This is a genomic window from Pseudomonas sp. FFPRI_1, from assembly GCF_055384485.1.
Genome location: NZ_AP029168.1, coordinates 3,317,317 through 3,344,035, shown reverse-complemented (window position 1 = coordinate 3,344,035; position 26,719 = coordinate 3,317,317). Strand labels below are relative to the sequence as shown.

Genomic DNA, 26,719 nt, shown 5'->3' with positions numbered 1-26,719 from the left:
CGGTGACCGACAAGGAGCCCACGGCGTTTCACCGAAACCATTGCCGCAGACCTGCCGACGCGATGACCTGGAGCGCGTGGATAAAAACAAGCGTATCCCTAACACTGCGCCGGTCAAGGCGTGAGCCGTACCTTTGGTCCGTGCTCCGCACAGCCCTTGTTCAGCACCCGGCGGATCAGGAAAATAGCCTGTTTGGGCCCCGGGCCTTGAACTATATTTCCTCCATTCGCTGCCTTGCCCATACGCTGCTTGACCGACCCTTGCGCCAATCGCTGACCAGGAGCCCCGATGCCCCGTTTTATCCTGCTGCCGGCACTGGCCTGGCTGGCCTGCCTGCCAGCCCTGGGCGACAGCGCAATGCCCTTGCAACTGCTCAACTACGAGTCCCCCCATCACCACGAGCTCGCCCTCGACGCCACGGACTGGCAATGGCTGCGCAACAAGCGCGAACTGGTGCTGGGAACCTCGCGGCAAAACCTTCCGCCCCTGGAGATGGTCACCGAAAGCAACGAGTTCGAGGGCATCACCGCCGACTACCTCGGCCTGCTGGAGGACTCTCTGGGGGTGAAGGTGCGGATCCGCGCCTACCCCAGCCGCGAGGACGCCTTCAGCGCCCTGGCCAGGGGCGAGGTCGACTTCATGGGCAGCGTCACCACCGGTGAAATCCAGGCCCGCCATCTGTTGCAGAGCGACAGCTACATCGTCAATCGGCCGACCCTGGTGGCCCGCCTGGGCGGCTCGCCGTCAATCAAGGACGGGCTCCAGGGGCGCAGCCTGGCCATCTCCGGGGACGCGGTGACCGCGCAGGTCGCCCACCAGATGTACCCCAAGGCACGGATCGAGACTTTCCCCAGCGCCGATGCCGCCATGGCCGCCGTAGCCTTCGGCCAGGTGGACGTTCTGCTCAGCGATGCGGTTTCGGCGCAGTTCCTGATTTCACGCAATTACAGCGACTACCTGCGGGTGATCTACAGCGGCCCGGCCGGCACCTCGGGTTTTGCCTTCGCCCTGAGCCCGGACAACCACCAGTTGCAGCGCCTGCTCAACCAGGCATTGCAGGCGGTGCACAAGGAGCAGGACATCAGCATCCGCAATCGCTGGGGCGACCGCCTGCTGCTGAGCCTGGACAAGACCGACCTGAGTCCCGATGAACAACACTGGATCGAGCAGAACCCCCTGGTGCGCATCGGCATCCACCGCTACCTGCCGCCGCTGTCCTACTTCGATGCCGACGACAACTACCTGGGGATCACCGCCGACCTGCTGGCAATGCTCGAAGCCAAGACCGGACTGACCTTCGTCATCACCCCCCAGACCAGCCTCAAGGACCTCAACGACGCCGTACGCGCGGGCCGGGTGCAGATGGTCGCCGACCTGGCCCGCAACCCTGAGCGCGAAAGCTACCTGCGCTTCACCCGCCCTTACCTGGTCGGGCCCTACATGCTGATCACCCGTGACGAACCCGGGGCCCCCAGGAGCCTGGAGGAGATGGCCGGCAAGACCCTGCTGATCGGCAGCGGCCATGCCCTGCTGCCGATGCTGCGCGAGCGTTTTCCCCAGGTGCACCTGGAGGAAGTGCAGACCAACTTCGAGATCCTCACCCTGCTGCGCGACCACAAGGGCGACGGCGCGGTGCAGGCGGAGATTTCCATCAGCTTCAACATGCCGCGGATCAAGGAAGACCAGCTCAAGGTCGCCTCGGTGGTCAACCTGCCCCTGCTCAACGAGTCCTTTGGCATCCGGCGCGATCAGACGGAGCTGTTCAGCATCATCGACAAGTCCCTGCGCAGCATCGCCCCCGACGCCATCACCGAGCTCAACAATCGCTGGCGCTCGAAGGCCGCGATCGCACCGCCCTCCTGGCGCGACTACCGCTACATCATCTACCTGGTGGGCGCAGGCTCGGCGGTGCTGTTGCTGATCGCCCTGGCCTGGGGCTACGCCATGCGCCGCCAGGTCAACCAGCGGCTGCACGCCGAGCAGGCGCTCAACGACCAGATGCGTTTCATGGACGCACTGATCAACGGCACGCCGAACCCGATCTACGTGCGCGACCTGGACCGCCGCCTGGTGATCTGCAACGACAGCTACCTCAAGGCCCTCGGCGCCCGGCGCGAAGAAATGCTGGGCACCCACTTCGAGCAGTTGTCGGTCCCCGAGGCCCGGGAGTTCGCCGTGGACTTCCAGGCCATTCTCGAAGGCGGCCAGCCGATGCTGGTGGACCGGGTGGTGCACCTGCAGGGCAAGCGCCTGAACGTCTATCACTGGATGCTGCCGTACCGTAACGGCCAGGGCGAAATCATCGGGATCATCGGCGGCTGGCTGGACATCAGCGAACGCCAGCAACTGCTGGAGCAGCTGCAGCAGGCCAAGCAGGATGCCGATGAGGCCAACCGGGCCAAGACCACCTTCCTGGCGACCATGAGCCACGAGATCCGCACCCCCATGAGCGCGGTGATCGGCATGCTCGAGCTGGCCCTCAAGCGTGCCGACCAGGGCCAGCTCGACCGCTCTTCGATCGAGGTGGCCTACGGTTCGGCCCAGAGCCTGCTGGACCTGATCGGCGACATCCTGGATATCGCCCGGATCGAGAGCGGGCACCTGAGCCTGAGCCCCGAGCGGGCCAACCTGCGGGAACTGGTGGAGTCGGTGTTCCGGGTGTTCGATGGCCTGGCCCGGCAAAAAGGCCTGCGCCTGGAGCTGGACCTGGACAGCAGCGCCAGCGGCGACGTGCTGGTGGACCCCATGCGCTTCAAGCAGATCCTGTCGAACCTGATCAGCAATGCGATCAAGTTCACCGACAGCGGCAGTGTCCAGGTCAGCCTCAGGGCCAGCCCCGACGACTCGTCCCAATTGCCCGTGCACCTGACGGTCAGGGACACCGGCATCGGTATCGCCGCCAGTGACCTGCAGCGGTTGTTCCAGCCCTTCAGCCAAGTGCCCGGGCAGCACCAGAACGCCCGGTCGGGCACCGGCCTGGGCCTGGTGATCTGCCGCACCCTGTGCGAAATGATGGGCGGGCACCTGACCTTGGACAGTCGTCCCGGCGAGGGAACCCAGGTACTGGTCGACCTGCAGCTGAGCCGCCTTGAAGCCTTGCCGCAACAACCCCAGGCCGCACCGGCGATCGAGGTGCTGGCCGCCAGGCCCTCGCTGCACATCCTGGTGGTGGACGACAGCCAGGCCAATCGCCAGTTGCTCTGCGAACAGCTGAAGTTCCTCGACTATTCCCCGAGCCAGGCACGGGACGGGGCCGAGGCCCTCCTGGCATGGCAGCGGGAAACCTTCGACCTGGTGATCACCGACTGCAACATGCCGGTGATCAACGGCTACGAACTGGCCCGCAGGATCCGCGCCGCCGAGCAGGCCCAGAACCGGCCGCCGGTGCAGATCTTCGGCTTTACCGCCAACGTCCAGCCCGACGAAGAGCAGCGCTGCCGCGATGCCGGAATGAATGGCTGCCTCTTCAAGCCCATCGCCCTGCCGGAACTGGACCGCCGCCTGCGCCAGTTGGGGCCCTTGCCGCGGCCGCCACTGAAGATCGACAACGCGCGGTATGACATCCACCAACTGGACCACCTGACCGGCGGCGATCCGCAGGTCATCCAGCGGGTACTCAAGGGCCTGCACCAGAGCAACCGGCAGGACCTGAAGCAGGTCCGCGCACTGCTCGCCAGCGACCGCACGCAAGGGGTAGCCGACCTCGCCCACCGCATCCTCGGCGCGGCGCAGATCATCAAGGCCAAGGCCCTGATCGACGAGTGCAATTACCTGGAAAACGCCTGCGACGACAGTGCCGAGAGGGAGCGGATCAAGGCAGCGTTGACCCGCCTGGAACAGGCGATGATCGACCTCGACCGCGACCTGCAGGGATCCATCACAACCGAATGAACCCGGCGCTTCGGCCCTGGAGGCCCGGGCGCTCCTGCCGGGCCCCCACCAGGCGACTCAGCCGCCCAGATGCTGCAGCTCCCGGGCGGTAGACGCCGACAGCGGCCTGGACGGCTGGATCAGGGCCATGCTGAAGCGCTTGCTGATGTAGCGCCCGCCCGTGGCGGTCAGGGTCAGGGCGCGGCTGTCCAGGTCCTGGGTCAGCCACTTGCGCTCCAGCAGTGACCGCAACAGTGCCGCGCCCAGGGCACCTCCCAGGTGCGGGCGGCGCATGCTGCAGTCCAGGCACGGGCAGGCGAAGCGCCGGCGCAAGGTGGCCAGTTCGGCCACCTCGATACCCAGGCTCTTGAAGAACTCGACGCCGCTGTCGCTGACCCGGTACTCCTCGCCCTCCTCGGCCGCCAGCAGCCAGCCGGCTTCGAGCAGTCGGTCGTGCAACTGCACCCCCAGGGTGCCCGCCAGGTGGTCGTAGCAGGTACGGGCGAACTGCAGCCGGTCCGGCGTGCGTGGGGTAAAGCTCGGCGTGCTGCTTCGGTCGATCACCATCAGCGCCTCCAGGGCCTGGGCCACCAGCGGGTCGCTCAGGCAGTAGTAGCGGTGCCGGCCCTGGACCTGCAGCCGCAGCAGGCCGGCATCCTTGAGCTTGGCCAGGTGGGCGCTGGCGGTGGAGGGGCTGACCTCGGCAATCGCCGCCAGCTCGGTGCTGGTCCGGGCATGCCCGTCCATCAGCGCACAGAGCATCCGGGTACGGGCCGGCTCGGCGATCGCCGCCGCCACATTGGATACCCCCAGGTCGTTTTGCACTGCATTCATATTTCGCTCCCTGACGAATCATGTCTTCGAAAGGATGAGGATAGTAGCAACCTGGATATCTGCCGAACAAAGAGATAAATCATGGACCCGATCAGCGCTGCTACCCATTTTGACCCATACGACTTCTACTACGCCCGCCTGCGCGCCCGGGGCGGCCTGACCTACGATTCCCGACTCGGGCTATGGGTTGCCAGCAGTGCCGAGGCGGTGGCCGCGGTGCTCGATCACCCGGCCTGCCGCGTGCGCCCGGCCCATGAAGCGGTGCCCCGGGCGATTGCAGGCGGCCCCGCCGGCGAGCTGTTCGCCCGCCTGATGCGGATGAACGACGGCCAGCGTCACGCTTGCCCTCGCGCGGCCATCGAACCTGGCCTGCAAGCCCTGGCAGGCGTCGACCTCAGGGCCTGCCTGGCCCAGTGGCACCCGGCCCTGGAGGCGCCGAGCTGCGCCGCCGACCTGCATCGCTGGCAATTCCGTCTGCCGGTGGCGCTGGTGGCCGGCCTGCTGGGAGTAGCCGCCGAGCAGCGTGAAGCACTCGCCCTGCGCACCAGCGAGTTCGTCGCCTGCTTCTCGCCCCTCAGCGATCCGGCCCAGTTGCAGGCGGCCCAGAGTGCCGCGCAGTACCTGAATGGCCAGATGCAGGCCCTGGTAGCTGCCGAGGAACACAGCCCGCTGCTGAGCGACATCCTGCGCCTGCGGGGCGAGCTTTGCCCGGCGGACCTGTGCGCCAACCTGGTGGGCCTGCTGGGGCAAACCCACGATGCCTGCGCCGGGCTGATCGGCAACAGCCTGGTTGCCCTGCTCGCAGACCCGGCGCTCTGCCAGCGCCTGCGCCAGGCGCCCGGCCAGCTCGGCGCCTGGCTCATCCAGCGCCAGCGCCTGGACCCGCCGGTGCAGAACACCCGGCGCTTTGTCGCCGAACCCTGCACCGTGCATGGGGTCGAGTTGCAGGCCGGCGATACCTTGCTGGTGCTGCTGGCAGCCGCCAACCATGACCCGGCTCTGGCCGCCGTCACCGGCAGCGACCCAGCCCACCAGGGCTTCAGCTTCGGCAGTGGGGTGCACCGGTGCCCTGGCCGGGGGCTGGCGCTGAACATCGTCCAGACCCTGCTGCAGGCCCTGTTGCAGTCGCCAGGGCTGAACCAACTGAAGCTGGAGCGGCACTACCTGCCTTCGGTCAACGGGCGCATCGCGCTGTTCAGCGACCGGCCGCAGGTGAGCGCATGATTGCCGTGATCTTCGAGGTCTTGCCGCACCCCGAGCGGCGTGAGCACTACCTGGCGCTGGCCGCCGGCCTGGGCGCCCGGCTTGCCGGGATCGACGGGTTCATTTCCATCGAGCGCTTCCAGAGCCTCGGCCAGCCGGAAAAACTGCTGTCGCTGTCGTTCTGGCGCGACGAGCAGGCCGTGGCCCGATGGCGCACCCTGGAGTGCCATCGCCAGGCGCAATCCCAGGGACGCACGGGGATCTTCGTCGACTATCGCCTGCGGGTCGCCACGGTGCTGCGCGACTATGGCCTGCATCAACGCGAGCAGGCCCCCGAGGACAGTCGCCAGGCCCATGGGCCCGGCAAGCAGGAGCCGAGCAATTGAAGCCGGCGGTCTTGGCAAACGGCGCCGCACTGGGGTAAAAGGTGCGCCCGCCAGCGCCGCGGTTCATCGAAAAAGGAGTGAGCATGCTGTTTGTGGTGATGCTGGGGGGCAAGCACCCCAGAGCGAAGATCGAAGTCCACGACGTGCAGTTCGTGGTTGCCGACAGCCTTGCGGCCGCCTACCCGCAACTGCGCGAAGGCTGGTTCGGCAGCCCCGCCGGCCTGCACATCGACTCCTGGATGAAGGTCGACGGGGTCGAGGACTACCGGCTCGAACTCAGCCCCCTGGCCCCGGCGGCCGATGCACCACGCCTGTTTTTCCTCAACCTGGGCGGCTACGAGGCCGCCACCTTCGGTGAAGCTCATCGTTACCTGCTGGTGGTGGCCCGGGACAGGCTCGAAGCCAAGGCCAAGGGCAAGCAGCAAATGCTCGCCCACTGGCACAAGCCCCACACCGACGCCTTGCTGGATGTCGACGACTGCCTGCCGGTCGACCTGGTCGACGGGCGTTATGTGCACCTGGTGCACGGCCCGCACCAGGGCATCGTGCAGCACAACGACTACATCATCCTCGGCTAGCCCCGGGGCCTGGCGTCGCTAAAAAATGCTCGGGGGTGCCGGCGGCGCCCTCGCCCAGGGGTATGATCGGCCAGCGCAGCCGCTGCCTTTCAGGGAGAAACCGCCGATGCCCCTCCACCTTCGCCCGGCCCGGGTCGATGACAGCCCGCACCTGAGCCGGATCGCCCGCCAGACCTTCGCCCTCGCCTGCCCGCCAGACACCCCGGCGGCAGAACTCCAGGCCTTTATCCGCGACCACCTGCAAGCGGAGCATTTTGCCGCGCTGCTGGAGACGCCCCTCAAGCAACTGCGGGTGCTGCTGCAGGACCGGCAGATCATCGGCTACAGCCTGATCAGCCTGCGGCCCGAACCCTTGGCAATTGCCGAAGCCGACGGCATCGCCGAGCTGACCCGCTGCTACCTGGCCGCCGAGCATCATGGCAGCGGCGCCGCCCAATACCTGCTGCAACAGACCCTGGCGCAACAACCCGGGCCGCTGCGCCTGACCGTCAGCGAAACCAATGCCCGGGCCATTCGCTTCTACCAGCGCAACGGTTTTATCAAGGTCGGTGAGACCCTGTTCCAGTGCGGCGCCGATCCCCAGCGCGACTGGGTCATGGTGCGCCGTCAGGCCATGCCCGAATCGGCAGAGCCTGGACCGGCGCCCAGGTAGCTCAGCGGCAGGTCGGTGATGTCCAGCACCTGGCTCAGCAGGAACTGGCGCAGGCGGTCGATCCGTTCCTGGCGCGGACTGTCGCGCAGCCATACCAGGTAATAGCCGTCGCCCGAGGCCAGGGCCTTGGGGAACGGCAGGCTGAGCCGCCCCTGGCGAATGTCCTGAGCCACCAGGTGCAGGTCGGCAATCGACAGGCCGTGCCCGCCCATGGCGGCGGAGATGGCCTGGTCCAGGGTGTCGAACACATTGCCCCGATCCAGGGGCACCTGCTCCAGCAGGCCCTGGGCCTGCAGCCAGCGGCGCCAGTCCCGGCGATCGGCCGAGGGGTGGATCAGTTCGGCACGCTGCAGTCGCTCCAGGGTCCAGGAGGCTGCGTCCGGTGCTTGCGCCGGCCCCACGGGAACCAGCCACTCATCGAACAGCTTGCAGGCCTCGACCCCGGCCCCGAACTGGCCGTTGCCCAGGAGGATCGCGCAGTCGTACGGCTCGGCGTAGAAATCCACATGATCGAGGTCCATCCATACACTGGCCAGTTGCACCGGCAGTTCGGGATGCTCGCGCTTGAGCTGTTCCAGGACCCGGAGCAGCCAGCGCATGGTCAGGGTCGAGGGCGCCTTGAGCCGCAACTGGCCACTGTTGACCCGCAGCGGCAGGCAGGCGTCCTCGATGATCCGAAAACCGGCCTTGAGCTCCCGGGCCAGGCGCTGTCCGGTATCGGTCAGCACCAGCCGTGGACCATGGCGCTCGAACAGGCGGCAGCCGAACTGGCTCTCCAGGGTGCGGATGTGCCGGCTGATGGCGCTCTGGGTCAGGGACAGCTCCTCGGCCGCCCGGGTGAAGGAGCTGGAACGGGCCGCCACTTCAAAGGCGCGCAAGGCATAGAGCGGCGGTAGGGACTCGACCATCGTCAGGCACTCATGATGATTAATAATCATAGTAGGTCACAGCTTTTTGCGTTTTTCAACGCAGGGCAAAGCCCCCAAGCTGAGCGCCTGTGCAATGAATCAGGTGAATGTCCGTGGATGTGAATATATCGCTGTTACTGGCCTACATGCTGAGTGTGCTGATGCTGGTGGCGACCCCGGGGCCGGTGGTGACGCTGATCATCAGCACCAGCATCAACGCCGGTCCGCGCCAGGCCCTGCTGACGGCCCTGGGCACTCATGCCGCCTCGCTGCTGCTGGCCCTGCTGGCGGTACTGATGCTGACCACGGGACTGGCCCTGGACCCGCGCCTGATCAGCTGGATCAGCCTGTTGGGCTGCTGCTTCATCGCCTGGCTGGCGCTGCAGGGGCTGCGCGAACTGCGCACGCCCGACAACGGAGACGCCCCGGCCGGCGCTGCACGGCGCCGGGGCAAGGGCCTGGCCACCGGGTTTCTGGTGGGCATCGGCAACCCCAAGGACATTCTGTTCTTTGTCTCGTTCTTCCCCCAGTTCATCCAGGTCAGCCGCTCGGTGCAGCACAGTGCACTGCTGCTGACCCTGGTCTGGGTACTGATCGATTTTGCCGTGCTGGGGGCCTATATCCTGGTGGCCCGCCAGGGCTTCTCGCTGAAATACAAGCGCCTGGTGACCGGGCTGTCGAGCCTGGTGCTGCTGGCGGTGGCCGTGGTCGGCCTGGTTTATTCACTACTGGAGCTGTACCGCCCGGGCGTCAGCTAAGGCGCCCGGGATTGCGCCTCAGACGTTGCGCAGTTCCAGGGTCAGGTGCGACAAGCCGGGCAACGACGCAAGACGTGCGCGCAGCACCTCGACACTGAGGGAAGCCTGGGCCACCACACTGACAATCGCTGCCCGGGCCCCGGGGCCGACCTGCCACACGTGCAGGTCGACGATGCTGGCGTCTCCCGCCGCCTCCACCGAGGCGCGGATCTGCGCAGCCACCGCCGCGTCGCTGGCATCGAGCAACACCGCCGCGCTGGACTTGATCAGGGCATAGGACCAGCGAGCGATCACCAGCGCCCCGACAATGCCCATCACCGGGTCCAGCCAGACCCAGCCCAGGTAGCGCCCGGCCAGCAGCGCGGCGATGGCCAGCACCGAGGTCAGGGCATCGGCCAGCACGTGCACGTAGGCCGAACGCAGGTTGTTGTCGCCGTGCGCCCGATGATGCTCGTGATGCTCGTGATGCTCGTGATGCTCGTGATGCTCGTGATGCTCGTGATGCTCGTGATCATGGGAGTGGCCGTGATGGGCATGCCCGCCGCCCAGCAGCCAGGCGCTGAGGATGTTCACCAACAGCCCCGCCACGGCGATCAGCGTGGCTTCAGCAAAGGCCACCGCCGTCGGCTGGAACAACCGCAGCAGGGATTCGGCGCCGATCCCCAGGGCCACCAGCCCGAGGATGATCGCCGAGGCGAAGCCGGCCAGGTCACCGACTTTGCCGGTGCCAAAACTGAAACGGGCGTTGCCGGCGTGGCGCCGGGCAAAGGCATAGGCCGCCGCCGCAATGCCCAGGGCCCCGGCGTGGGTGGCCATGTGCAGCCCGTCGGCCAACAGCGCCATGGACCCGGTGACGTAGCCGGCGACGATCTCCGCCCCCATCATCACCACCGTCAGCAGCACCACCCACAGGGTACGCCGGGCATTGTCATCATGATCAGCACCGAGGAACTGGTGATCGTGGGCGAGACGGGCAGCCTGCTGGGACAGATTCATCAGTGCACTCCTACTTGGCATAACGGCGAATGGCGGCGAGCAGTTCAGCCACGCCCTGGGCCCGCTCGGCGTCGCTGAGCTCGGGGTTGGCCACATGCTCCAGGGCATGGGCCTCGATGATCTCGCCCATCAGCCCGCTGATGGCGCCCCGGGTGGCGGCCACCAGGTGCAGGGTCTTGCCACAGTCGGCGCCGCTCTCCAGCGCCCGCTCCACAGCCTGGACCTGACCGAGAATGCGCCGGACCCGTTTCAGCAACTGATCTTTCTGTGCCTGCGTATGCGACATACCTATACCCCCTATACCTATATGAGACAGATCCTGCGCCCTTATCTGGCCTGCCACAAGTCACTGGGAGAAAAATGCTGCCCTCGGCAACCACGGATCAACGGCTCGTCCCACAGAAATAACTGCGGCCCGGCCACTGCCGTGGATTAACATAGCCAAGTGCTACTCCTTCCTCAGGACCTGTCCTTCCATGTTGTCCAGAATCCGATGATTGCCGTCTGGTCCCTGCTCTGCCTGACCCTGCTGCTAGCCCTGCTGGCCCTGTGGCTGCTGTATCGCGAACGCCGTGCCCAGGCCGAACTGCGGGCCTATCGCGCCCTCGCCAAGGGCGCGCCCGATGATGCCGAGCGCTTCAAGCGCAGCCAGTACTTCGCGCGGATCGGCACCTGGGACTGGGAAGTCGACACCCAGCGCCTGTACTGGTCGGAAGCCATCTACGGCATGTTCGGCTTCAAGGTCGGTGAAGTGGTGCCCTCCTATGAGCTGTTCTGCTCCTGTGTGCACCCGGATGATCGGGCCCGGGTCCGCGCCGGCGAGTTGCATTGCCTGGAGACCGGAGAGAACCATGACGAGGAATACCGCGTGGTGTGGCCCGATGGCAGCGTTCACTGGCTGCGGGAAACCGGCAACGTGGTGAAGAACGTGCACGACACCGCCATCAAGATGATGGGGGTGGTGCGCGACATCACCGATGAAAAAGTCTCCACCCGCCAGTTGCAGCAACTGGCGCATTTCGATCCGCTGACCGGCCTGCCCAACCGCCTGATGCTCGAACAGCGCCTGTCCCGGGCCCTGGAACAGGCGCGTCAGGACCAGACCCGGGTGGCCCTGGTGTTCGTCGACCTCAATGGTTTCAAGGCGATCAACGACCAGTTCGGCCATGCCGCCGGCGACCGGGTGCTGAGCGCCACCGCCCAGCGCCTGCAGGGCATCCTGCGGGCCAGCGACACCGTGGCGCGCATTGGCGGCGATGAGTTCGTGGTGATTCTCGAGGGCCTGTCACCCGGGCTCGACCTGGACGAGGAAGCCCGGCGCATTGGCGAGAAGATCTTCAGCCAGCTGTCGCCGCCGGTGGAGGTCGACAGCCAGCGCCACAGCATCGGCAGCAGCCTGGGAGTGGCGGTGTTTCCCGACCATGCGGGGCGCATGGACCAGTTGCTGCACATTGCCGACCTGGCGATGTACGAAGCCAAGCGCAGCGGCAACAACCAGTATCGGCTGGGGCAATAAGGCCGCCGCCCGTGTCAGGCGTCGCTGGCCGCGCCGAGCAGTTGCTGGCGCAGATAAGCCAGAGCGCCCTGGAACAACGGGTGCCATTCATCCGACGGTTCACTGGCCAGGGGATGCCAGAAAAACCTGAACAGGTGCCCGGAGTCATCCGTGCAGAAATGACTCCAGGCCTCGGGCAATCCATCCGCCACCTGGCATTCATGGAAGGCCCAGGTCTGGCCGGTCAGGGCACACTGCCAGAGCCCCAACGGGCGCAGTGCCAAGCCCTCGAGACCCGCCTCCTCGGCCAGCTCACGCAGGGCCGCAGCGCTCGTCGACTCGCCTGGCTCCCGTGTGCCCTTGACCAGTTGCAGCCCGGCCAGGGGATGGCGGAACGCCAGGATCTCCAGCGCCCCCTGGCGCCGCAGTACCACCGGACAGGCTTTATTGGCCAGCATGGGTTTTTCCTTTCAAGGCGCGGACGCGGTATCAGTCGTCCCGGGTCAGCACTTCCAGCAACTCGATCTCGAAGATCAGGTTGGCGTTGGCGGGAATCGCGCCCACGCAACGCTCGCCATAGCCCAGGTGCGCCGGCACCAGCAGCTTGCGCCGGCCGCCGACCCGCATGCCCATCAGCCCCTGGTCCCAGCCCTTGATCACCCGCCCGGTGCCGATCACGCACTGGAACGGCTTGCCGCGATCGTAGGAGGAATCGAAGCTGGTGCCATCCTCCAGGAACCCGCGGTACTGGGTCGTGATCAGGGCCCCCTTGACCACCGCCTTGCCATCGCCCGGCTGGATATCGATCACCTGCAACTCGTCACTCATCATTCGCTCTCGTGCAAAGCATTGCCCCGTCCGGGGACTGCGGGAGGCTTTTTCGCAGAAATGCCGCGCCTTGGCAATCACTCATGGCGCGTCGCGATCAAGGTGCCCGTGGCGTCGAAGATTCCCTGCAGCGCCGCCTCCAGTTGCTCGAGGCTCGCCAGCCCGGAGCGCCACCGCACCTCCAGGCTGGACAGCCCCTGGCACCAGGCCAGCGCCTGCGAGAACTGCAGGGTCAGATGGCCCGGCGCCAACTGCACCCGGTCAATCCCGCCGTAGCCGGCCAGGCCCTGCCCGCCCAGCTCGACGTAGTAGGTGTCCATGCCCAGCGCCCGGTCCTGCTCGTCGCACTCCTGCGCGCGCTGCAACAGCAGGTACTGCCCGGGCTCGGCCGGGTCATCGGCCAGGCCGAGGATGGACACCTCGTCCTCGGTGTAGGCGCTGTAGGTCACGGCATCAAACATCAGCTTCATCAAGACCTGCTCCTCTTCTCGCACTGTGCATCCCGGCCGCTCGCCCGCGCTGGCACTTGGTCACTGGCGCACCAAGCCGTATTCGTAGTCCAGCCACTCCTGCTCGAAAGGCTCCAGCAAGTACTCAAGCACGGCGTCGAACAGCACCGTGGCGGGCACATTCACTGAGTAGAAGCGCTTGCTGAACCCTTCCCAGGTGCATCCCAGGGCGTTGATCCGCTCCAGCACCTCGGTGATCCGCTCGCTGCCCGCGCTCATGAACACCAGGCGCAAGGTGCTGTTGCCACTGCTGGTGGCGACCTGGTGAAACCACTTGAGGCCATCGTCGCCGACCCGCACCTCGACCTCATCGTCCAGGCACACCTCCTGGGAGTAGAACGGGATATTGGCGATCCGGTAGAACCCCGAAGCCTGGCGCTCGGCCCAGACCCCTTCAGTGGTGGCCGGCGGATAGTCGTCGACGACCGACAACCTGAGCATGATCTTGTCCATTACCTGTCCCTGGAGCTTTGAGAAGAACGCTGCCTGCCACCCGTCGGGGCGCGGAACGCGGAGCGCTTTTTCGCAGAATTGCCACGCCTTGGCAACACTCGTCGCGGGCCGCTGAGAGAAATCCGTGCATTGCCCACAAGGCATTGGCGCAACCGGGGCGCGGCGCATGCGCCCTCGCCGCTCATGCCAGCCGCCCATAAAGGCGCACGGCACAGTGTCACTCAAAGGGGTTATTCCGTTACCATGGCGCCCCCACGCCTGCCCCAGATAAGGACATCCCATGGCCCCCGCCGACATCGCCGCCGTGGCGCTGCTCGCCTTGCTGATGCTGTACATCGCCAGCGTCTACAACACCCTGACCACCCGCCGCCATCGCTTGCAGAACGCCTTTGCCCAGATCGAAGTGCAGCTCAAGCGCCGCTATGACCTGATTCCCAACCTGCTGGAAACCGCCAAGGGTTACCTGCAGCACGAACGCGACACCTTGACCGGCGTGGCCAACGCCCGCAGCAATGCCCTGCAAAGCCTGCAATCGGCAGCGGCGCACCCCGGCGACAGGCAGAAGATCGCCCGCCTGGGCCAGGACGAAGGCGCCCTGGACAGCGCCCTTGGCCGCCTGCACCTGAGCCTGGAGGCCTACCCCCAACTGATGGGTTCGCAGAACATGGCGCAACTGAGCGAGGAGCTCACCAGCACCGAGAACAAGGTCGCCTTCGCCCGCCAGGCGTTCAACGACGCGGTGACCCACTACAACCTCTACAAGCACAGTGTGCCGGCGCTGTTCTTCGCCGCCCTGCTCGGCCATCGCAACGACGCTGCGCTGCTGCAGTTCGCCGACACACTGCTGATTCAGGACGCTCCCAAGGTTTCCTGGCAGTAACTCCACGGGCCTTGCGGCCCATCGTTCGTCCCGCGGAAACAAGCATGAAGTTTTTCCAGCACCAGGCCCGCGCCAAGCATCGCACCCTCAAGCTCCTGCTGTTGATGGCCCTGGCCGTGAGCTGCCTGATCGGCATCAGCAGCCTGGGCATCGGCCTGCTGTTGCGCGAGCTGCTGCAGGAGTCCAGCCAGCCCAAGGTGCTGAGTTGGACCATAGTCGCGGTGGTGGCGCTGATCATGCTGCTGGTGGTGCTGCTGGGCAGCGGCTACAAGACCTGGCGCCTCAGGGCCGGTGGCAAGGTGATCGCCGAACTGCTCGGCGGGCGCCTGATCAACCACGCCCCCCGGGGGATCCATGAACAGCGGCTATTGAACATCGTCGAGGAAATGGCCCTGGCTTCGGGTTCCACCCTGCCCGGGGTGTACGTGCTGCCGGAGGACTCGATCAACGCCTTTGCCGCCGGCCTCGACCCCGAACAGGCGGTGCTCGGGGTCACCCGGGGCGCCATCAGCCGCCTGGACCGCGACGAGTTGCAAGGCATGATCGCCCATGAGTTCAGCCACATTCACAACGGCGACATGGGCCTCAACACCCGGCTGCTGTCGGTGATCCACGGGCTGCTGGTGTTCAGCCTGGCGGGCCTGGCGCTGTTGCGCCAGGCCGAGCGGCAGCACCTGTCCAGCGACCGCAACCGCTTCATCTGGCAGATCGTCTTTGCCGTGCTGGGCCTGGCCTTGCTGATCCTCGGGTCCCTGGGCAGCCTGCTGGGCAACCTGATCAAGGCCGCTATCTGCCGCCAGCGCGAGTTTCTCGCCGATGCCTCGGCCGTGCAGTTCACCCGCAACCCCCAAGGCATCTGCGGCGCCTTGAAAAAGATCGGCGGCTGCAGCGCGGGCTCGCGCATCAGCGCCTTCAGCGCCGGGCAATACAGCCACATGTACTTCCACCAGGGGGTGAAACTGCGCTTGGGCCGCCTGCTCGCCACCCACCCGCCGCTGGCCGAGCGCATTCAGCGCCTGGACCCGCAGTGGGATGGACGCTTTGCCACCCTGTAGGAGCAGCACATGCCCGACGATCCGCGCCTGAATCCGGCCGCACAAGCCGAACACCTGCAGGCCGCCGCCAGCCTGCTGGGCCAGCGCCTGCGGGGATTGACCCACGCCCAGTACCTGTACAACGGACAGGTACTGACCGATGACTGCGGCGACCTGCAACTGGATGGCCAGGACGGCCGCCAGGTCAGCCTGTTCCTGCTCGCTGACGGCGAAAGCGTCGGCGCCGCACAAAGGCCCATGCGCCTGCCCGCAAGCTTCGAACTCGAGGCCGGCGTGCACTGCGCATGGGAGGCCCGCGACCTCTTGCGCAGACTGGCAGCCAGCCACCTGCAGGGCGCCTTGATCGTCCGGGTACAGGGGCTGTTCGACCATTGGCCAGAGCTGGGCCGCACCTTTCTCTGCGGATTTCGGATCGACTTCGACAGCGGCGACTTTGTGGTGTTCTACAACCAGGGCGATGAAGCCACTGCCCTGCTCAACCAGTTGCCAGCGGGCACCCAGGGGGCCCAGAGCCTTTGGCGTGACCTGTCCTGAAGGATCGCAAACCCGGCCCCACCCTTTATCCTGCATTCATTTTTGCGCTGATCATCGCGGCGACCAACCGCCGGTGAAAGCGTCACCGATGGCTGACTATCATCAGCCATCGAGCCATCCGCGCAGCGTTTTACCTGGAGTCCTGCCCATGCCCCATGAAGGCAACCTGCTACAAGCCGCCGTCGTGTTCCTCTGCGCCGCGGTGCTGATCGTGCCCCTGGCCAAGCGCCTGCAACTGGGGGCCGTGCTCGGCTACCTGCTGGCCGGGGTGCTGATCGGCCCGTCGGTGCTGGGGCTGATCGGCAACCCGCAAAGCGTCAGCCATATCTCCGAGCTGGGGGTGGTGCTGCTGCTGTTCATCATCGGCCTGGAGCTTTCGCCGCGACGGCTGTGGGTGATGCGCAAGGCGGTGTTCGGGGTCGGCCTGGCCCAGGTGCTGCTGACCGGTGTGGTGATTGGCAGCGTGGCCCTGTTCCTGTTCGGCCAGCGCCTCAACAGCGCCATCGTCCTGGGCCTGGGGCTGGCACTGTCGTCCACCGCCTTCGGCCTGCAGAGCCTGGCCGAGCGCAAGGAACTGAACAGCCCCCACGGGCGCCTGGCGTTCGCCATCCTGCTGTTCCAGGACATCGCGGCCATTCCGCTGATTGCCATGGTGCCGGTGCTCGCCGGCGGCAACCACGACACCAGCACCACCCAGGACCTGGGGCACGGCCTGCAGGTGCTGGGCAGCATCGCCGTGGTGGTGGTCGGTGGCCGCTACCTGTTGCGCCCGGTGTTTCGCATCGTCGCCAAGACCCGGCTGCCTGAGGTGTCCACCGCCACCGCCCTGCTGGTAGTGATCGGCACCGCCTGGCTGATGGACCTGGCCGGGGTGTCCATGGCCCTGGGCGCGTTCCTCGCCGGGCTGCTGCTGGCGGATTCCGAATACCGCCATGAACTGGAAGCGCAGATCGAGCCGTTCAAGGGCCTGTTGCTGGGGCTGTTTTTCATCAGCGTGGGCATGGGCGCCAATATCAGCCTGCTGTTCAGCACGCCGGTGGCGGTGCTGGGGCTGACCCTGTTGCTGATCGGCCTCAAGCTGCCGCTGCTGTATGTGGTCGGGCGCCTGGTCGGCAGCTTGAATCGCGAGAGCGCGCTGCGCCTGGGGGTGGTACTGGCGGCGGGCGGCGAGTTTGCCTTCGTGGTGTTCAAGATCGGTCGCGACCAGGGCCTGTTCGCCGCCGACCTGCATGACTTGCTGGTGCTCACCATCACCCTGTCCATGGCCCTGACGCCGCTGCTGTTGCTGGCTTGCTCGCGGCTGCTCAAGCCCAAGCCAAAACCCCTGGAGATGCCCGAGGAATACCGCAAGATCGACAGCGACAGCCCACGGGTGGTGATTGCCGGGATGGGCCGCATGGGCCAGATCGTGGCGCGGATCCTGCGGGCGCAGAAAGTCCCCTTCGTGGCCCTGGACACCTCGGTGGACACCATCGAGCTGATCCGCAGCTTCGGCGGCATGCCGGTGTTCTACGGCGACCCGATGCGCCCGGAAATCCTCAAGGCGGCCAAGGTCGGCGAGGCCGAGTACTTCGTGATCGCCACCGACGATCCGGAGACCAACATCAAGACCGCCGAGCAGGTACGCAAGCTCTACCCGCACCTGAAGATCATTGCCCGCGCGCGCAACCGCCAGCACGTGCACCGGCTGGTGGACCTGGACGCCCAGGCGGTACGGGAAACCTACTACTCGAGCCTGGAGATGAGCCGCCGCACCCTGGTCGGCCTGGGTCTGAGCCAGGCCCAGGCCGATTCGCGGATCCAGCGCTTCACCCAGCATGACGAACAGTTGCTGGCGGCCCAGCACAAGGTCTACGACGATGAGGCCAAGGTCCTGCAGACCGCCCAGGAAGCCCGCAGCGAACTGGCCCGGCTGTTCGAGGCCGACGAACAGGACGAACAGGTCGAGAGCCCGTTGCCGCCGATGCGCTGAGGATGCACGCCGTTCGCTGGCAAGCCAGCTCCTACAGCAGGCAGGTAGACCCTGCAGTTCCCTGTAGGAGCCGGCTTGCCGGCGAAGAGGACCGCGAGTATTGCAGCGCTCTTGAAGCCGCCTTCGCTGGCAAGCCAGCTCCTACAGCAGACAGGTAGACCGTGCGGTCCCCTGTAGGAGCCGGCTTGCCGGCGAAGGCGCTCTCAGGAACACCGGAAAACGATCTGCATGACGCAGCACGTCCTCCAGCGGCTACCGACAAATTCTGTCAGTAGAGGGCGTGTAGAGTGGACGCCGCCCCCGGCTTTGAATGGATACGCCCCATGAGTTCTACCCAAGAGCAGGCCCCCGCCCTCAAGGAAATCTTCAACCAGCAGCGCCTGCTGCATATCGCCGACGCCATGCACGCGGTGCACCCGGCCTTCGACCGTCAGGAGTTCCTGCAACGGGCCGGCCACGACCTCGACAAGCTGTCGCTGATGCAGCGCCTGGCCCGAGTCAGCGAGAGCCTGCACCAGGTGCTGGACCTGGACTACCCCACCAGCCTGGAGCTGCTGCAAGCCCTGGCGCCGCGCCTGAACAGCCGCTTCGTGTGCATCTTCCTGCCCCACTACGTGGCCAGCTACGGCCTGCATGACTTCGAGCTGTCCATGGCGGCGCTGAAGTATTTCACCGGCTTCGGTTCATCGGAATTCGCCGTGCGCCACTTCTTGCGCCAGGACTGCCAGCGCACGCTGGCCGTGATGCACGAGTGGGCCACGGACAGCGATGAACACGTACGCCGCCTGGCCAGCGAAGGCAGCCGTCCGCGCCTGCCCTGGTCGTTCCGCCTGGAACGGCTGCAGGCCAACCCGGAACTGGCGGCGCCGATCCTCGAACGCCTGCGTAATGATCCCAGCCTGTACGTGCGCAAGTCGGTGGCCAACCACCTCAACGACATCACCAAAGAGCACCCGCAGTGGGTCCTGGAACGTCTTGAAGGCTGGCCCCTGGAGCAGCCCCACAGCGCCTGGATCGCCCGTCATGCCCTGCGCAGCCTGATCAAGCAGGGCGACCGCCGGGCCCTGGCGCTGATCGGCGCCGACCGCCGGGCCGAAGTCGAGGTCCAGGGCTTCGAAGTAACGCCGACGGCGCTGCACCTGGGCCAGAGCCTGAACCTGTCGCTGCAGTTGCTCTCCACCTGCGCCGAGCCCCAGCGCCTGGTGGTGGACTACGCCATCGACTACGTCAAGGCCTCCGGCGCCACCGCGAGCAAGGTGTTCAAGCTCAAGACCTTCACCCTGCAAGGCCTGGCCCAGGTGGAGCTTGGCCGCAGCCAGCAGATCCGCGAATTGACCACCCGCCGCCACTATCCCGGGCGCCACGGCGTGCGATTGCTGGTCAACGGCGAAGCTCTGGCCAGCGGCTATTTCCAATTGTTGATGCCCTGATACTCTGGCGCCCACCTGCTCTCTCACCCCTCAAGGAAGAACACATGGCAATCATCAGCCAATGGGCCAAGTCCATCGCCAAGCTCCTGGAAAGCAGCTATGAAGTCAGCAGCACCATCGCCAACCACAGGACGGTGCTCGGCGATGCCCGGGAGAGTTTCATCCGCGACGTGCTGCAGCGCTTCCTGCCCAGCAACGTCAGCGTCGGCTCGGGGCAGATCATCGATGCCTATGACGGCATCTCCAAGCAGATCGACCTGATCATCTACCGCAGCGATTTCCCCATCCTGCGCACCTTCGGATCCGCCGACGTGTACCTGATCGAAGGGGTGGTCGCCACCATTGAAATCAAGTCACAGCTCAACGAAGCGAGGCTGTTCGAAGCCCTGGAAAACGGCAAGTCGGTGCGCAACCTCCAGGTCTCGCTGCTGGGGGAATCTGTCGATCACTACAGCAGCCTGGTGTATGGCGCATCATTCGCAGAACTGACGCCGACGCAGTCGTTCTCCGTCAGGGACCAGCTCCTGCCACCGACCTACATCTACGGCTACCACGGCTATACGGGCAACAGCGTGGAGGCCCTGCGCACAAGCCTGAACAGTTGGCACAACCATCTGCACAGCCACGGCGAAATGGATGTCACCCTGATGCCCGAAGTGATTGTCACCCAGGGCTGCGTGACCCAGAAAAACCTCAACAACGCCCTGAAGCTGCCACGGGCCAATGCCCAGGACCTGGAAGCCAGCCGGCAGGCCTTCAACGAGGAACTGCACAGCGACCTAGGCAAGCGCGATTTTCTCGGGTACTTCCGCGAGCGGGATGATCAGGGCTTCGACTATGGAATCGCCATCAAGGCCTGCGACTCACCCTTGCAGTACCTGATTTCCAGCCTGCTACAGACCATCACCACTCGCATCGGCTACCCGCAACTGGGGAACACCGGCATCCAGTACAACCTGCTGAACTATCACCTCAGCGCTGAAATGGAAGGCGGCTGGTCGGGGGCAGCGGTGAACTTCATCAAGGTGGCGGACCCGAAACTGGATTTCGCCAAGTCCCAGGGAATCTGGCGCTGAGCGCCTTGCCGGCCGCCACGGGGCTCAGCTTTTGCCGGCAGTCGGCGAGAGACTTATCAAGTGCTCGCTGCAGCCGAAACCGCCCACCGCATCGTCGTACCAGAACACTTCCACCACCGCGATGCAGTCGTCATAGGACTGCCCCTGCAGCGTGCCGTCGGCCTTGAACACCCGCAGGTAGCCACCAACGCTGTAGCGCGAGCTGTCGCCATCGCCGGGCATGGTCATGGTGGGAATCCAGGTGCGCCAGCTGAACAAGCGGTACTTCTGGTAGTAGAAGGCTTGGTCGGGGCTGTAGTCGCGGCCCTGATACGGCGTGCCGTAGTAGAACGAGCCATAGGCCTGGTACGCCAGGTACAGCGCCAGGGCGGCGCCGAGAATGAGGTTGATCTTTTTCAACGCAGGGTCGTTCCTTTTACCCGTGGAAACATCAAGAAGGCTGCAGGCCCAACATGCGCAGGCAGGCCTGGACAATGGCCTCGGCCAAGGCCCGGCCATCGTCCTCGCCGGCGGCGATCACATCGTCGGTAGCGCCATGCACCCCGGCGTAGATCAGCGAAGCCACGACCTCCGGCTGGGCCAGAGACCAGGTGCCCGCCTGCTGGCCACCTTCGAGAATGCCCAGCAATTGCTGGAGGATCGCGCTTTTTTCCGGGTTGCCACGGTCATGGTGATGGTGGCTGGGGTAGACGATGTCGTGCAGCCGGTAGGTCTCCAGGTAAACCTGGACACTGGCGCGGATCCAACTGCAGATCCGCGCCTCCCAGTCGTCCTCGGGGCAGGCATTCACCGCCAGTTCCAGGCGTTCGAGAAAGTGCCGGGTATAGCGCTGCCCGAGGGCCACCAGCATGTCGTTCTTCGATTCGAAGTAGTGATAGAAGGTGCCCTTGGCCACCTCGGCCCGGGAGACGATTTCACTGATGGTGGTGGCCTCCACGCCCTGGCTGAGGAACAGCGCCTCGGCGGCGGCCATCAACTCTTCCAGGCGCACCTCGGCGGGCTTGGTCCGCGGCCGTGGCTGATCGGCCGTGCGCTCGTGGGGCGAAGAGGGTTTCACGTTCATGAAGCAATCCGGCTGATGCACAAAGGCCGACAGTCTAGGGGAATTGCCCGGGAAAAGAGAGTTGAGAAAGCATATCATTTTCCATTGACCGACGGTCAGTCGAATACTAATCTGATGCCGCCCGCTGCCTTTCCTGCCCAGCGAGGGAGTCGTGTCATGCAACGCTATCGTCGCCCGGCCCTGGTGGCCGCCGCTTACCTGGGGACCTTCCTCGCGTCACTGGACATCAGCATCGTCAACGTCGCCCTGCCGACCCTGCAGCAGGCGCTGGCCACCGACCTGGCCGGCCTGCAATGGGTGGTCAACGCCTACGCCATCTGCCTTTCTGCCTTCATGCTCTCCGCCGGCCCCCTGGGCGACCGCTTCGGCCACAAGCGCGGCTGGCTGGCCGGGGTGCTGCTGTTCACCCTGGGCTCGCTGCTCTGCGCCCTGGCCCAGGACCTGTCGCTGCTGCTGGCCGGGCGCGCGGTGCAGGGCCTGGCCGGGGCCTTGCTGATCCCCGGAGCGATGCCGATCCTCAGCCACGCCTTCCCCGATCCCCGGCAACGGGCCCACGTGATCGGCGGCTGGTCGGCCTTCAGCGCCCTGGCGCTGATCCTCGGCCCGCTGCTGGGCGGCCTGCTGCTGGAGTCCATGGGTTGGCAGAGCATCTTCCTGATCAACCTGCCCATTGGCCTGCTGGCCCTGGTCCTGGGCCTGTGGGGCATCAGCGAACGCAAGCACCCGCAACACGCCGCCCTCGATCCCCTGGGCCAGGCCCTCAGCGTGTTCTGGCTGGCGGCCCTGACCTATGGCCTGATCCTTGCCGGCGAGGACGGTTTCGACAGCCCGGGGGCCCTGCTCGCGCTGCTGCTGGCCGGCGCCGGGCTGCTGGCTTTCGGCCTGGTGGAACGCCGGGTGTCACGACCGCTGGTGCCCCTGGAACTGTTTCGCCAGCGGCCGTTCGCGGTGGCCAACCTGGCCTCGTTCATCCTCGGGTTTTCCTGCTACAGCAGTCTGTTCTTTTTCTCGATCTTCCTGCAGCAGATCCAGGGCTGGTCTGCGGCCGACACCGGCTTGCGCCTGCTCCCGCAGTTCATCGTCATGGCGACTGTGTCCCTCCTCTTCGGCCGCCTCAACGCCCGCCTGCCACTGCGCTGGCTGATGGTCGGCGGCTATGGGCTGGTGGGCCTGGCGATGGCTGCCATGGCCGGCTTCGCAGCCCACACGCCGTACTGGCAGGTGGGCAGCCTGTTCGCCCTGCTGGGCCTGGGCATGGGCCTAGCGGTGCCGGCCACTGGCCTGACCGTCATGGCCTGCGCCCCACCGGAACGCGCCGGGATCGCCTCGGCCAGCATGAACGCCCTGCGTCAGACTGGCATGAGTGTCGGCATTGCCCTGCTCGGCAGCCTGATGAGCGCCCAGGCGGTGCGGGCCCTCAGCGCATCGGCGACCCTGGCGGGCATCCAGGGTGCCAGCGACCTGGCCCGGCAGGCGGTGACCGAACACCGCCTGCCCCTGGACAGCCCACTGCTGGGCGAACTCTATGACGCCGCCATGACCAGCGGTTTTCGCCTGGCCATGGCCCTCGCGGGGGGCGCCTGCCTGTTGGCCATGGGCGTGTTGCTGGCTGGCCACAGGCACACCGCACAGCCTCAGCGACGTGAGCAGGTGCTGGCGCCTGAGACCCTGCAGCCAAGCGCCGCAGCCAGCCCGTCTGCCCGGCCGCCGGACTGAGGCCGCGGCTTTCACGGTGTCGCAAACACACAGTCCAAGGTCGAATCCAGCCTGCCACCCCCACCGCTGTCGCCCATACTCAAGGCTCACTTCTCCGGTAATGGAATACGCCCGTGAACCTGCCCTCGGCCCTGCCTGAAAGCGCCCCTGCCCTGGTCAATCCGCTCCGCCTGGGCCAGGACGACCTGGAGCATTTCAAGACGCGCGGTTACATCAAGCTGCGCCAGTTGCTGACCCCCAGCGCCATCCACCAGTTGCGGGAGCTGGCCGACAGTCAGCTGCGTGCCGCGCCCCCGCCCCCCCCGGCCCACAGCGACGGTTTCACTCGGCTGACCCACCGCCTGGGACAGGTCGGCATCCTTGAGCGCCTCTATCAGCAACCGGCATTCGCCCAGGCGCTGACCTTCCTCTGCGGCAGCCGGCTGATCATGTGCGAGGCCCAGAGCTTCGAGCTGGGGGTGGGCCGCACGGGGTTTGCCTGGCACTACGACTCGCTGAACTTTCGCTACATCCGCCCCCAGGACCCGGCCTTCAGCCTGTGGTTGCCGTTGCAGCCGATCCACCCCGAAGGCCAGGGCGGTGGCATGGCCTGGGTGCCGCTGTCGCTGTTCTCGGCCCAGGAGAATTTCCAGTTCTCGCGGCTGCTGGCGCAGAAACTGGCGCGGGGCGAATCGGTCGACGAGTTCTGCGCCCTGCTGCACCAGACCTACGCCACTCCCGGGGTGCTCACCGACTGCTTCGAGGAGCAGCGCATCGAACAGGCCTTCGAGCCCGGCGATGCCCTGCTGTTCAGCAAGTACCTGTGGCACCGCTCCAGCCCTCTGCTGGACGGTGAGCTGCAACGGCGCCAGGCGATAAGCCTGCGCCTGGTGGACTGGCGCGCCTGCCTCGACCCGCTCTTGCAGGACGGCGAGACCCGCAGCGCCGGCGGGCTGGGCATGGGCCGCGCCGGCGGACCGCTGAATGCACAGTCCTATGGCTCGCGCTTTGTCGACATCAAGCCGGGAGCGCCAATCCGCAGCTCGGCCCATTGCGGGCCGATGCTCTGAATGCCCAGTCGGAACTCATCCACATCGCCTGGGCAATACGGCTATCAGCAAGCGCAAGACAGAGGATGCGTGACGGGATGACGACAATATCCGAAGCAGCAACAGGACTTCAGTAGAGCAGTATCGTGCGTCGATATGCACTATTCTTGCACCGCCCGGCACTTTGTCAGTGCTGCACGGCTAACCTCTGCTTTGTTGATAGGGATATTGCAATGCTCATCAGTTCCGCATCGCCACAAGAACTTGTCGATTGGTTTCACACCCGGCAAGAGCCCCTAACTCAGCAACCGTTGCTCTGCGTGTTGCTTGCCCCGCGCAACGCCGATCAGAAAAAGCTCACCAAGCTGATCGCTGATCTGGATGACGTCGATAGGGCAATGGGGAGCAAAGTTGGCTTTATCCTGCTAGACCCAAAGGCCACCACCACGTTGGCGATCGACCGGTCTGGAGGAGAGGTTGCTGCCTTTCCAGGTCAAGTACTCTCCTCTGCGCAACACCCCGGTGATGACATAAGAGCTCTTCGAGACGAGCAGGCTTTCCAAGACCTGGGCCAAAACTGGGAAAAAGTACAACAAAGGATTGCCAGGGACACGTCAAAGGCCACCGCCCGATTCGTCCCCGAATTCTTGGAACTCTTCGAGATATCCCCCGAGGATCAGCCATGCCTCTGTGTGCTAGTGAAAGGGCTCGATGAGTCGGTGGTATTGCCCTTGGGGAGGGATTGGAGTGCAGAGCAACTGATCTCACTGTTAGAGAAACTGCGTGTCATCGCCAATCAGCTGCCAGACTTTCACAGCGCCTTTCAAAGCGTCAAGACAGCGGGTCCGGAACATCTCCTACCAGCACTGAAAAAAGCCACCAAGGAAATTGACGAGCACATTCTGACGCTTGAAAGCGTGTTGGAAAAAATCCACTCACGTTATGCCGGCACTGCCGATGACCACACGACTCTGGCAACCTTTCACGCTGACCGTTATCCCGGCACGGCGCAGCTCCAAAGGGTATTCAGCCAACTGTCCTATAACTCGGTTGCCGCGTTCCAGGATGACCTGCAGGTAAAGAGAGCGGGCAAACTGATGTCGCAGATCGGCGAGATCAGGAACAAGATTCATAGAAATGATCAACAATGCAGGCAGGTCGCCTTGTCCATCGCAGACAAGGCACAGCTCATCGTCGAAAGTCGCACACAGATGCTCGATGCCCTGAGCCGACTGCAAGCCGGGGCCTCACGCGTGGTCAGCACCAGCACCCTCAACCGCCAGGCGTTAGGCAACCTCAAATCCGGCCTGGAATGGATAGATCTGGGAGGTAATGCCCAGGAGAAACTCACCCGCGCAGTGGGTTGGTGCGTGAAACTCATTGAGACCTATTGAACCGTCGTGACTGACTGCCAAGGGCGTAACCCTGGAGCCCAGGTAATCTGCGTGCCGAGCGGGCGCATCGACTCAAAACAAACCGCAACCGTGGGCTCACACCTCTCTATGCCCTTGCGCCGCGGGTGCTACAGCGCCAGCTAGCCAGCCCACGATTACGGCGATTGCCGCCTCTTCACCAGTGCGCTCACTCCAGCCCACTCTGTGGCCCCAACAACAGCCCCTGCTCCTGAATGCACAACTGCACCAGGTAATCCCAGACCACCCGCAGCCGCACGGACTTGTGCAGCTCGCGGCGGGTGCTGATCCAGTAGGCACGCTGGATGCGCTCGGCCGGTAGCAAGGGCACCAGTTGCGGGTCGTCCGCGGCCATGTAGCACGGCAGCACGGCAATCCCCAGGCCCGAGCGGGCCGCTTCCTGCTGGGCGATGACGCTGGTGCTGTGGAACACCACCTGGGGGTTGCGACAGAAGCTGTTGAGGAACATCAGTTCCTGGCTGAACAGCAGGTCGTCGACGTAGCCGATCCAGGCGTGGCGGCCCAGGTCTTCGCGGTGCTGCAGGGGCGGCGCGCGGTCCAGGTAGGCCTGGCTGGCGTACAGCGCCAGGCAGTAGTCGGTGAGCTTGCGGGTCACCAGCATGTCGGCGCTGGGACGCTCCAGGTGGATGCTGATCTCTGCCTCGCGGTTGAGAATGCTGACAAAGCGCGGCACCGCCACCAGTTCCACTTCAAGCCCCGGATAGCGTTCGAACAGGCCATACATGCGGCTGGCGAGGAACTTGACCCCCAGGCCCTCGGTGACGCCGACGCGGATCTTGCCCAGGGGCGCGCTGGACTGGGTGATCTCCTCCTGCACCAGCAAGGCGACGTTCTCCATGGCCTCGGCATGCTTGAGCAGCGCCTCGCCGGCCGGGGTCAGCTCGTAGCCCTGGGCATGCTGGACGAACAGCGCGGTGCCCAGGGCCTTCTCCACGGCCTCGATGTGCCGGGCCACCGTGGCGTGGGTGGTGTTCAGCCGACGCGCGGCGGTGAGCAGGCGGCCGCTGCGTTGCAGCTCGAGGAAAAAACGCAGGTCATTCCAGTCGAACATACAAATTCCTT

27 protein-coding genes are annotated in these 26,719 nt (G+C 65.5%); 16 read left to right on the top strand and 11 right to left on the bottom strand.

Annotated elements, in window-relative coordinates:
• Positions 1-288: 288 nt before the first annotated feature.
• On the top strand, positions 289-3,891 hold the full coding sequence (locus ACZ5BO_RS14935) for a transporter substrate-binding domain-containing protein (protein WP_464700701.1): 3,603 nt from the start codon (positions 289-291) through the stop codon (positions 3,889-3,891).
• A gap of 57 nt (positions 3,892-3,948) precedes the next feature.
• Here ACZ5BO_RS14935 and ACZ5BO_RS14930 read toward each other — a convergent pair whose 3' ends face one another.
• Complete coding sequence (locus ACZ5BO_RS14930; RefSeq protein WP_464700699.1) at positions 3,949-4,704, bottom strand: metalloregulator ArsR/SmtB family transcription factor; 756 nt, start codon at positions 4,702-4,704, stop codon at positions 3,949-3,951.
• An 81-nt stretch (positions 4,705-4,785) separates the two neighbouring features.
• Here ACZ5BO_RS14930 and ACZ5BO_RS14925 point away from each other — a divergent pair, with 81 nt between their 5' ends.
• From ACZ5BO_RS14925 to ACZ5BO_RS14910, 4 genes are all read left to right on the top strand, one after another.
• On the top strand, positions 4,786-5,928 hold the full coding sequence (locus ACZ5BO_RS14925) for a cytochrome P450 (protein ID WP_464700697.1): 1,143 nt from the start codon (positions 4,786-4,788) through the stop codon (positions 5,926-5,928).
• Entirely contained in the window at positions 5,925-6,293 is a 369-nt protein-coding gene (locus tag ACZ5BO_RS14920) for an antibiotic biosynthesis monooxygenase family protein (RefSeq protein WP_025128080.1), read from the top strand. Before ACZ5BO_RS14925 ends, ACZ5BO_RS14920 begins: the two co-directional genes overlap by 4 nt.
• An 83-nt stretch (positions 6,294-6,376) precedes the next feature.
• Positions 6,377-6,871: a DUF1543 domain-containing protein gene (locus tag ACZ5BO_RS14915; protein WP_464700695.1), complete on the top strand. Its 495-nt coding sequence runs from the start codon at positions 6,377-6,379 to the stop codon at positions 6,869-6,871.
• A gap of 106 nt (positions 6,872-6,977) precedes the next feature.
• Positions 6,978-7,523: an N-acetyltransferase family protein gene (locus ACZ5BO_RS14910; RefSeq protein WP_464700693.1), complete on the top strand. Its 546-nt coding sequence runs from the start codon at positions 6,978-6,980 to the stop codon at positions 7,521-7,523.
• Here the strand turns inward: ACZ5BO_RS14910 and ACZ5BO_RS14905 are convergent.
• Positions 7,478-8,431 (bottom strand): LysR substrate-binding domain-containing protein, encoded by a 954-nt coding sequence (locus ACZ5BO_RS14905; RefSeq protein WP_464700691.1) that lies wholly within the window; start codon positions 8,429-8,431, stop codon positions 7,478-7,480. The genes ACZ5BO_RS14910 and ACZ5BO_RS14905 overlap by 46 nt on opposite strands.
• Positions 8,432-8,550: 119 nt before the next feature.
• Here ACZ5BO_RS14905 and ACZ5BO_RS14900 point away from each other — a divergent pair, with 119 nt between their 5' ends.
• Complete coding sequence (locus ACZ5BO_RS14900) at positions 8,551-9,189, top strand: LysE family translocator (protein ID WP_464701276.1); 639 nt, start codon at positions 8,551-8,553, stop codon at positions 9,187-9,189.
• Positions 9,190-9,207: 18 nt separating this feature from the next.
• Here the strand turns inward: ACZ5BO_RS14900 and dmeF are convergent, their stop codons facing one another.
• Together dmeF and ACZ5BO_RS14890 are read right to left on the bottom strand one after the other, a co-directional pair.
• Complete coding sequence (gene dmeF / locus ACZ5BO_RS14895; RefSeq protein WP_464700689.1) at positions 9,208-10,185, bottom strand: CDF family Co(II)/Ni(II) efflux transporter DmeF; 978 nt, start codon at positions 10,183-10,185, stop codon at positions 9,208-9,210.
• Between the two features lie 10 nt (positions 10,186-10,195).
• Positions 10,196-10,471 carry a metal/formaldehyde-sensitive transcriptional repressor gene (locus ACZ5BO_RS14890; RefSeq protein WP_025128074.1) on the bottom strand — a complete coding sequence of 92 codons (276 nt, stop codon included), beginning with the start codon at positions 10,469-10,471 and terminating at the stop codon, positions 10,196-10,198.
• A 207-nt stretch (positions 10,472-10,678) separates the two neighbouring features.
• Between ACZ5BO_RS14890 and ACZ5BO_RS14885 the strand changes: the two genes are divergently transcribed.
• Positions 10,679-11,701: a sensor domain-containing diguanylate cyclase gene (locus ACZ5BO_RS14885; RefSeq protein WP_029978295.1), complete on the top strand. Its 1,023-nt coding sequence runs from the start codon at positions 10,679-10,681 to the stop codon at positions 11,699-11,701.
• A gap of 14 nt (positions 11,702-11,715) precedes the next feature.
• On the opposite strand, the gene ACZ5BO_RS14880 is transcribed toward ACZ5BO_RS14885, so the two are convergent.
• From ACZ5BO_RS14880 to ACZ5BO_RS14865, 4 genes are all read right to left on the bottom strand, one after another.
• Positions 11,716-12,138, bottom strand: coding sequence for an NUDIX hydrolase (locus tag ACZ5BO_RS14880; protein ID WP_464700687.1), 423 nt, complete (start codon positions 12,136-12,138; stop codon positions 11,716-11,718).
• Between the two features lie 31 nt (positions 12,139-12,169).
• On the bottom strand, positions 12,170-12,508 hold the full coding sequence (locus ACZ5BO_RS14875; RefSeq protein ID WP_025128072.1) for an FKBP-type peptidyl-prolyl cis-trans isomerase: 339 nt from the start codon (positions 12,506-12,508) through the stop codon (positions 12,170-12,172).
• Positions 12,509-12,585: 77 nt separating this feature from the next.
• Positions 12,586-12,978: an Imm10 family immunity protein gene (locus ACZ5BO_RS14870; RefSeq protein ID WP_464700685.1), complete on the bottom strand. Its 393-nt coding sequence runs from the start codon at positions 12,976-12,978 to the stop codon at positions 12,586-12,588.
• A gap of 60 nt (positions 12,979-13,038) precedes the next feature.
• Complete coding sequence (locus ACZ5BO_RS14865; protein ID WP_025128070.1) at positions 13,039-13,470, bottom strand: DUF4265 domain-containing protein; 432 nt, start codon at positions 13,468-13,470, stop codon at positions 13,039-13,041.
• 280 nt (positions 13,471-13,750) lie between these two features.
• On the opposite strand from ACZ5BO_RS14865, the gene ACZ5BO_RS14860 reads away from it, so the two are divergent.
• The 6 genes from ACZ5BO_RS14860 to ACZ5BO_RS14835 all read left to right on the top strand — a co-directional run bounded on the left by ACZ5BO_RS14860 (position 13,751) and on the right by ACZ5BO_RS14835 (position 20,417).
• Entirely contained in the window at positions 13,751-14,350 is a 600-nt protein-coding gene (locus tag ACZ5BO_RS14860; RefSeq protein ID WP_025128069.1) for a LemA family protein, read from the top strand.
• Positions 14,351-14,394: 44 nt separating this feature from the next.
• Positions 14,395-15,405: a M48 family metallopeptidase gene (locus ACZ5BO_RS14855; protein ID WP_025128068.1), complete on the top strand. Its 1,011-nt coding sequence runs from the start codon at positions 14,395-14,397 to the stop codon at positions 15,403-15,405.
• A 9-nt stretch (positions 15,406-15,414) separates the two neighbouring features.
• On the top strand, positions 15,415-15,939 hold the full coding sequence (locus tag ACZ5BO_RS14850; protein WP_025128067.1) for a hypothetical protein: 525 nt from the start codon (positions 15,415-15,417) through the stop codon (positions 15,937-15,939).
• A 148-nt stretch (positions 15,940-16,087) separates the two neighbouring features.
• Complete coding sequence (locus ACZ5BO_RS14845) at positions 16,088-17,911, top strand: monovalent cation:proton antiporter-2 (CPA2) family protein (RefSeq protein WP_025128066.1); 1,824 nt, start codon at positions 16,088-16,090, stop codon at positions 17,909-17,911.
• A 323-nt stretch (positions 17,912-18,234) separates the two neighbouring features.
• The gene (locus ACZ5BO_RS14840) at positions 18,235-19,341 is read left to right on the top strand and encodes a DNA alkylation repair protein (RefSeq protein WP_464700682.1); all 1,107 of its coding nucleotides are present in this window, start codon (positions 18,235-18,237) and stop codon (positions 19,339-19,341) included.
• Positions 19,342-19,385: 44 nt separating this feature from the next.
• Positions 19,386-20,417, top strand: coding sequence for a DUF6602 domain-containing protein (locus ACZ5BO_RS14835; RefSeq protein WP_464700680.1), 1,032 nt, complete (start codon positions 19,386-19,388; stop codon positions 20,415-20,417).
• Between the two features lie 24 nt (positions 20,418-20,441).
• Here the strand turns inward: ACZ5BO_RS14835 and ACZ5BO_RS14830 are convergent, their stop codons facing one another.
• Together ACZ5BO_RS14830 and ACZ5BO_RS14825 are read right to left on the bottom strand one after the other, a co-directional pair.
• A complete protein-coding gene (locus ACZ5BO_RS14830; protein ID WP_025128063.1) occupies positions 20,442-20,816 on the bottom strand; it encodes a hypothetical protein in 375 nt (124 codons plus the stop codon).
• Positions 20,817-20,847: 31 nt separating this feature from the next.
• Positions 20,848-21,480, bottom strand: a complete 633-nt coding sequence (locus tag ACZ5BO_RS14825; protein WP_464700678.1) for a TetR/AcrR family transcriptional regulator — start codon at positions 21,478-21,480, stop codon at positions 20,848-20,850.
• A 156-nt stretch (positions 21,481-21,636) separates the two neighbouring features.
• Here ACZ5BO_RS14825 and ACZ5BO_RS14820 point away from each other — a divergent pair, with 156 nt between their 5' ends.
• The 3 genes from ACZ5BO_RS14820 to ACZ5BO_RS14810 all read left to right on the top strand — a co-directional run bounded on the left by ACZ5BO_RS14820 (position 21,637) and on the right by ACZ5BO_RS14810 (position 25,618).
• Positions 21,637-23,196, top strand: a complete 1,560-nt coding sequence (locus tag ACZ5BO_RS14820) for an MFS transporter (protein WP_464700676.1) — start codon at positions 21,637-21,639, stop codon at positions 23,194-23,196.
• 113 nt (positions 23,197-23,309) lie between these two features.
• The gene (locus tag ACZ5BO_RS14815; RefSeq protein WP_464700674.1) at positions 23,310-24,245 is read left to right on the top strand and encodes a phytanoyl-CoA dioxygenase family protein; all 936 of its coding nucleotides are present in this window, start codon (positions 23,310-23,312) and stop codon (positions 24,243-24,245) included.
• A 212-nt stretch (positions 24,246-24,457) separates the two neighbouring features.
• Positions 24,458-25,618 carry a hypothetical protein gene (locus ACZ5BO_RS14810; protein ID WP_464700673.1) on the top strand — a complete coding sequence of 387 codons (1,161 nt, stop codon included), beginning with the start codon at positions 24,458-24,460 and terminating at the stop codon, positions 25,616-25,618.
• A 187-nt stretch (positions 25,619-25,805) separates the two neighbouring features.
• Here ACZ5BO_RS14810 and ACZ5BO_RS14805 read toward each other — a convergent pair whose 3' ends face one another.
• Positions 25,806-26,708, bottom strand: coding sequence for a LysR family transcriptional regulator (locus tag ACZ5BO_RS14805; protein ID WP_025128058.1), 903 nt, complete (start codon positions 26,706-26,708; stop codon positions 25,806-25,808).
• Positions 26,709-26,719 lie beyond the last annotated feature (11 nt).

What these genes read in the sequence shown, in the direction of transcription:
- dmeF (WP_464700689.1), bottom strand. Translation starts at nt 10,185, where the DNA reads ATGAATCTGTCCCAGCAGGCTGCCCGTCTCGCCCACGATCACCAGTTC.
- ACZ5BO_RS14875 (WP_025128072.1), bottom strand. Translation starts at nt 12,508, where the DNA reads ATGAGTGACGAGTTGCAGGTGATCGATATCCAGCCGGGCGATGGCAAG.
- ACZ5BO_RS14820 (WP_464700676.1), top strand. Translation starts at nt 21,637, where the DNA reads ATGCAACGCTATCGTCGCCCGGCCCTGGTGGCCGCCGCTTACCTGGGG.
- ACZ5BO_RS14835 (WP_464700680.1), top strand. Translation starts at nt 19,386, where the DNA reads ATGGCAATCATCAGCCAATGGGCCAAGTCCATCGCCAAGCTCCTGGAA.
- ACZ5BO_RS14885 (WP_029978295.1), top strand. Translation starts at nt 10,679, where the DNA reads ATGATTGCCGTCTGGTCCCTGCTCTGCCTGACCCTGCTGCTAGCCCTG.
- ACZ5BO_RS14845 (WP_025128066.1), top strand. Translation starts at nt 16,088, where the DNA reads ATGCCCCATGAAGGCAACCTGCTACAAGCCGCCGTCGTGTTCCTCTGC.
- ACZ5BO_RS14850 (WP_025128067.1), top strand. Translation starts at nt 15,415, where the DNA reads ATGCCCGACGATCCGCGCCTGAATCCGGCCGCACAAGCCGAACACCTG.
- ACZ5BO_RS14935 (WP_464700701.1), top strand. Translation starts at nt 289, where the DNA reads ATGCCCCGTTTTATCCTGCTGCCGGCACTGGCCTGGCTGGCCTGCCTG.
- ACZ5BO_RS14810 (WP_464700673.1), top strand. Translation starts at nt 24,458, where the DNA reads ATGCTCATCAGTTCCGCATCGCCACAAGAACTTGTCGATTGGTTTCAC.
- ACZ5BO_RS14915 (WP_464700695.1), top strand. Translation starts at nt 6,377, where the DNA reads ATGCTGTTTGTGGTGATGCTGGGGGGCAAGCACCCCAGAGCGAAGATC.
- ACZ5BO_RS14905 (WP_464700691.1), bottom strand. Translation starts at nt 8,431, where the DNA reads ATGGTCGAGTCCCTACCGCCGCTCTATGCCTTGCGCGCCTTTGAAGTG.
- ACZ5BO_RS14840 (WP_464700682.1), top strand. Translation starts at nt 18,235, where the DNA reads ATGAGTTCTACCCAAGAGCAGGCCCCCGCCCTCAAGGAAATCTTCAAC.
- ACZ5BO_RS14855 (WP_025128068.1), top strand. Translation starts at nt 14,395, where the DNA reads ATGAAGTTTTTCCAGCACCAGGCCCGCGCCAAGCATCGCACCCTCAAG.
- ACZ5BO_RS14925 (WP_464700697.1), top strand. Translation starts at nt 4,786, where the DNA reads ATGGACCCGATCAGCGCTGCTACCCATTTTGACCCATACGACTTCTAC.
- ACZ5BO_RS14865 (WP_025128070.1), bottom strand. Translation starts at nt 13,470, where the DNA reads ATGGACAAGATCATGCTCAGGTTGTCGGTCGTCGACGACTATCCGCCG.
- ACZ5BO_RS14910 (WP_464700693.1), top strand. Translation starts at nt 6,978, where the DNA reads ATGCCCCTCCACCTTCGCCCGGCCCGGGTCGATGACAGCCCGCACCTG.
- ACZ5BO_RS14890 (WP_025128074.1), bottom strand. Translation starts at nt 10,471, where the DNA reads ATGTCGCATACGCAGGCACAGAAAGATCAGTTGCTGAAACGGGTCCGG.
- ACZ5BO_RS14825 (WP_464700678.1), bottom strand. Translation starts at nt 21,480, where the DNA reads ATGAACGTGAAACCCTCTTCGCCCCACGAGCGCACGGCCGATCAGCCA.
- ACZ5BO_RS14880 (WP_464700687.1), bottom strand. Translation starts at nt 12,138, where the DNA reads ATGCTGGCCAATAAAGCCTGTCCGGTGGTACTGCGGCGCCAGGGGGCG.
- ACZ5BO_RS14920 (WP_025128080.1), top strand. Translation starts at nt 5,925, where the DNA reads ATGATTGCCGTGATCTTCGAGGTCTTGCCGCACCCCGAGCGGCGTGAG.
- ACZ5BO_RS14805 (WP_025128058.1), bottom strand. Translation starts at nt 26,708, where the DNA reads ATGTTCGACTGGAATGACCTGCGTTTTTTCCTCGAGCTGCAACGCAGC.
- ACZ5BO_RS14870 (WP_464700685.1), bottom strand. Translation starts at nt 12,978, where the DNA reads ATGAAGCTGATGTTTGATGCCGTGACCTACAGCGCCTACACCGAGGAC.
- ACZ5BO_RS14930 (WP_464700699.1), bottom strand. Translation starts at nt 4,704, where the DNA reads ATGAATGCAGTGCAAAACGACCTGGGGGTATCCAATGTGGCGGCGGCG.
- ACZ5BO_RS14860 (WP_025128069.1), top strand. Translation starts at nt 13,751, where the DNA reads ATGGCCCCCGCCGACATCGCCGCCGTGGCGCTGCTCGCCTTGCTGATG.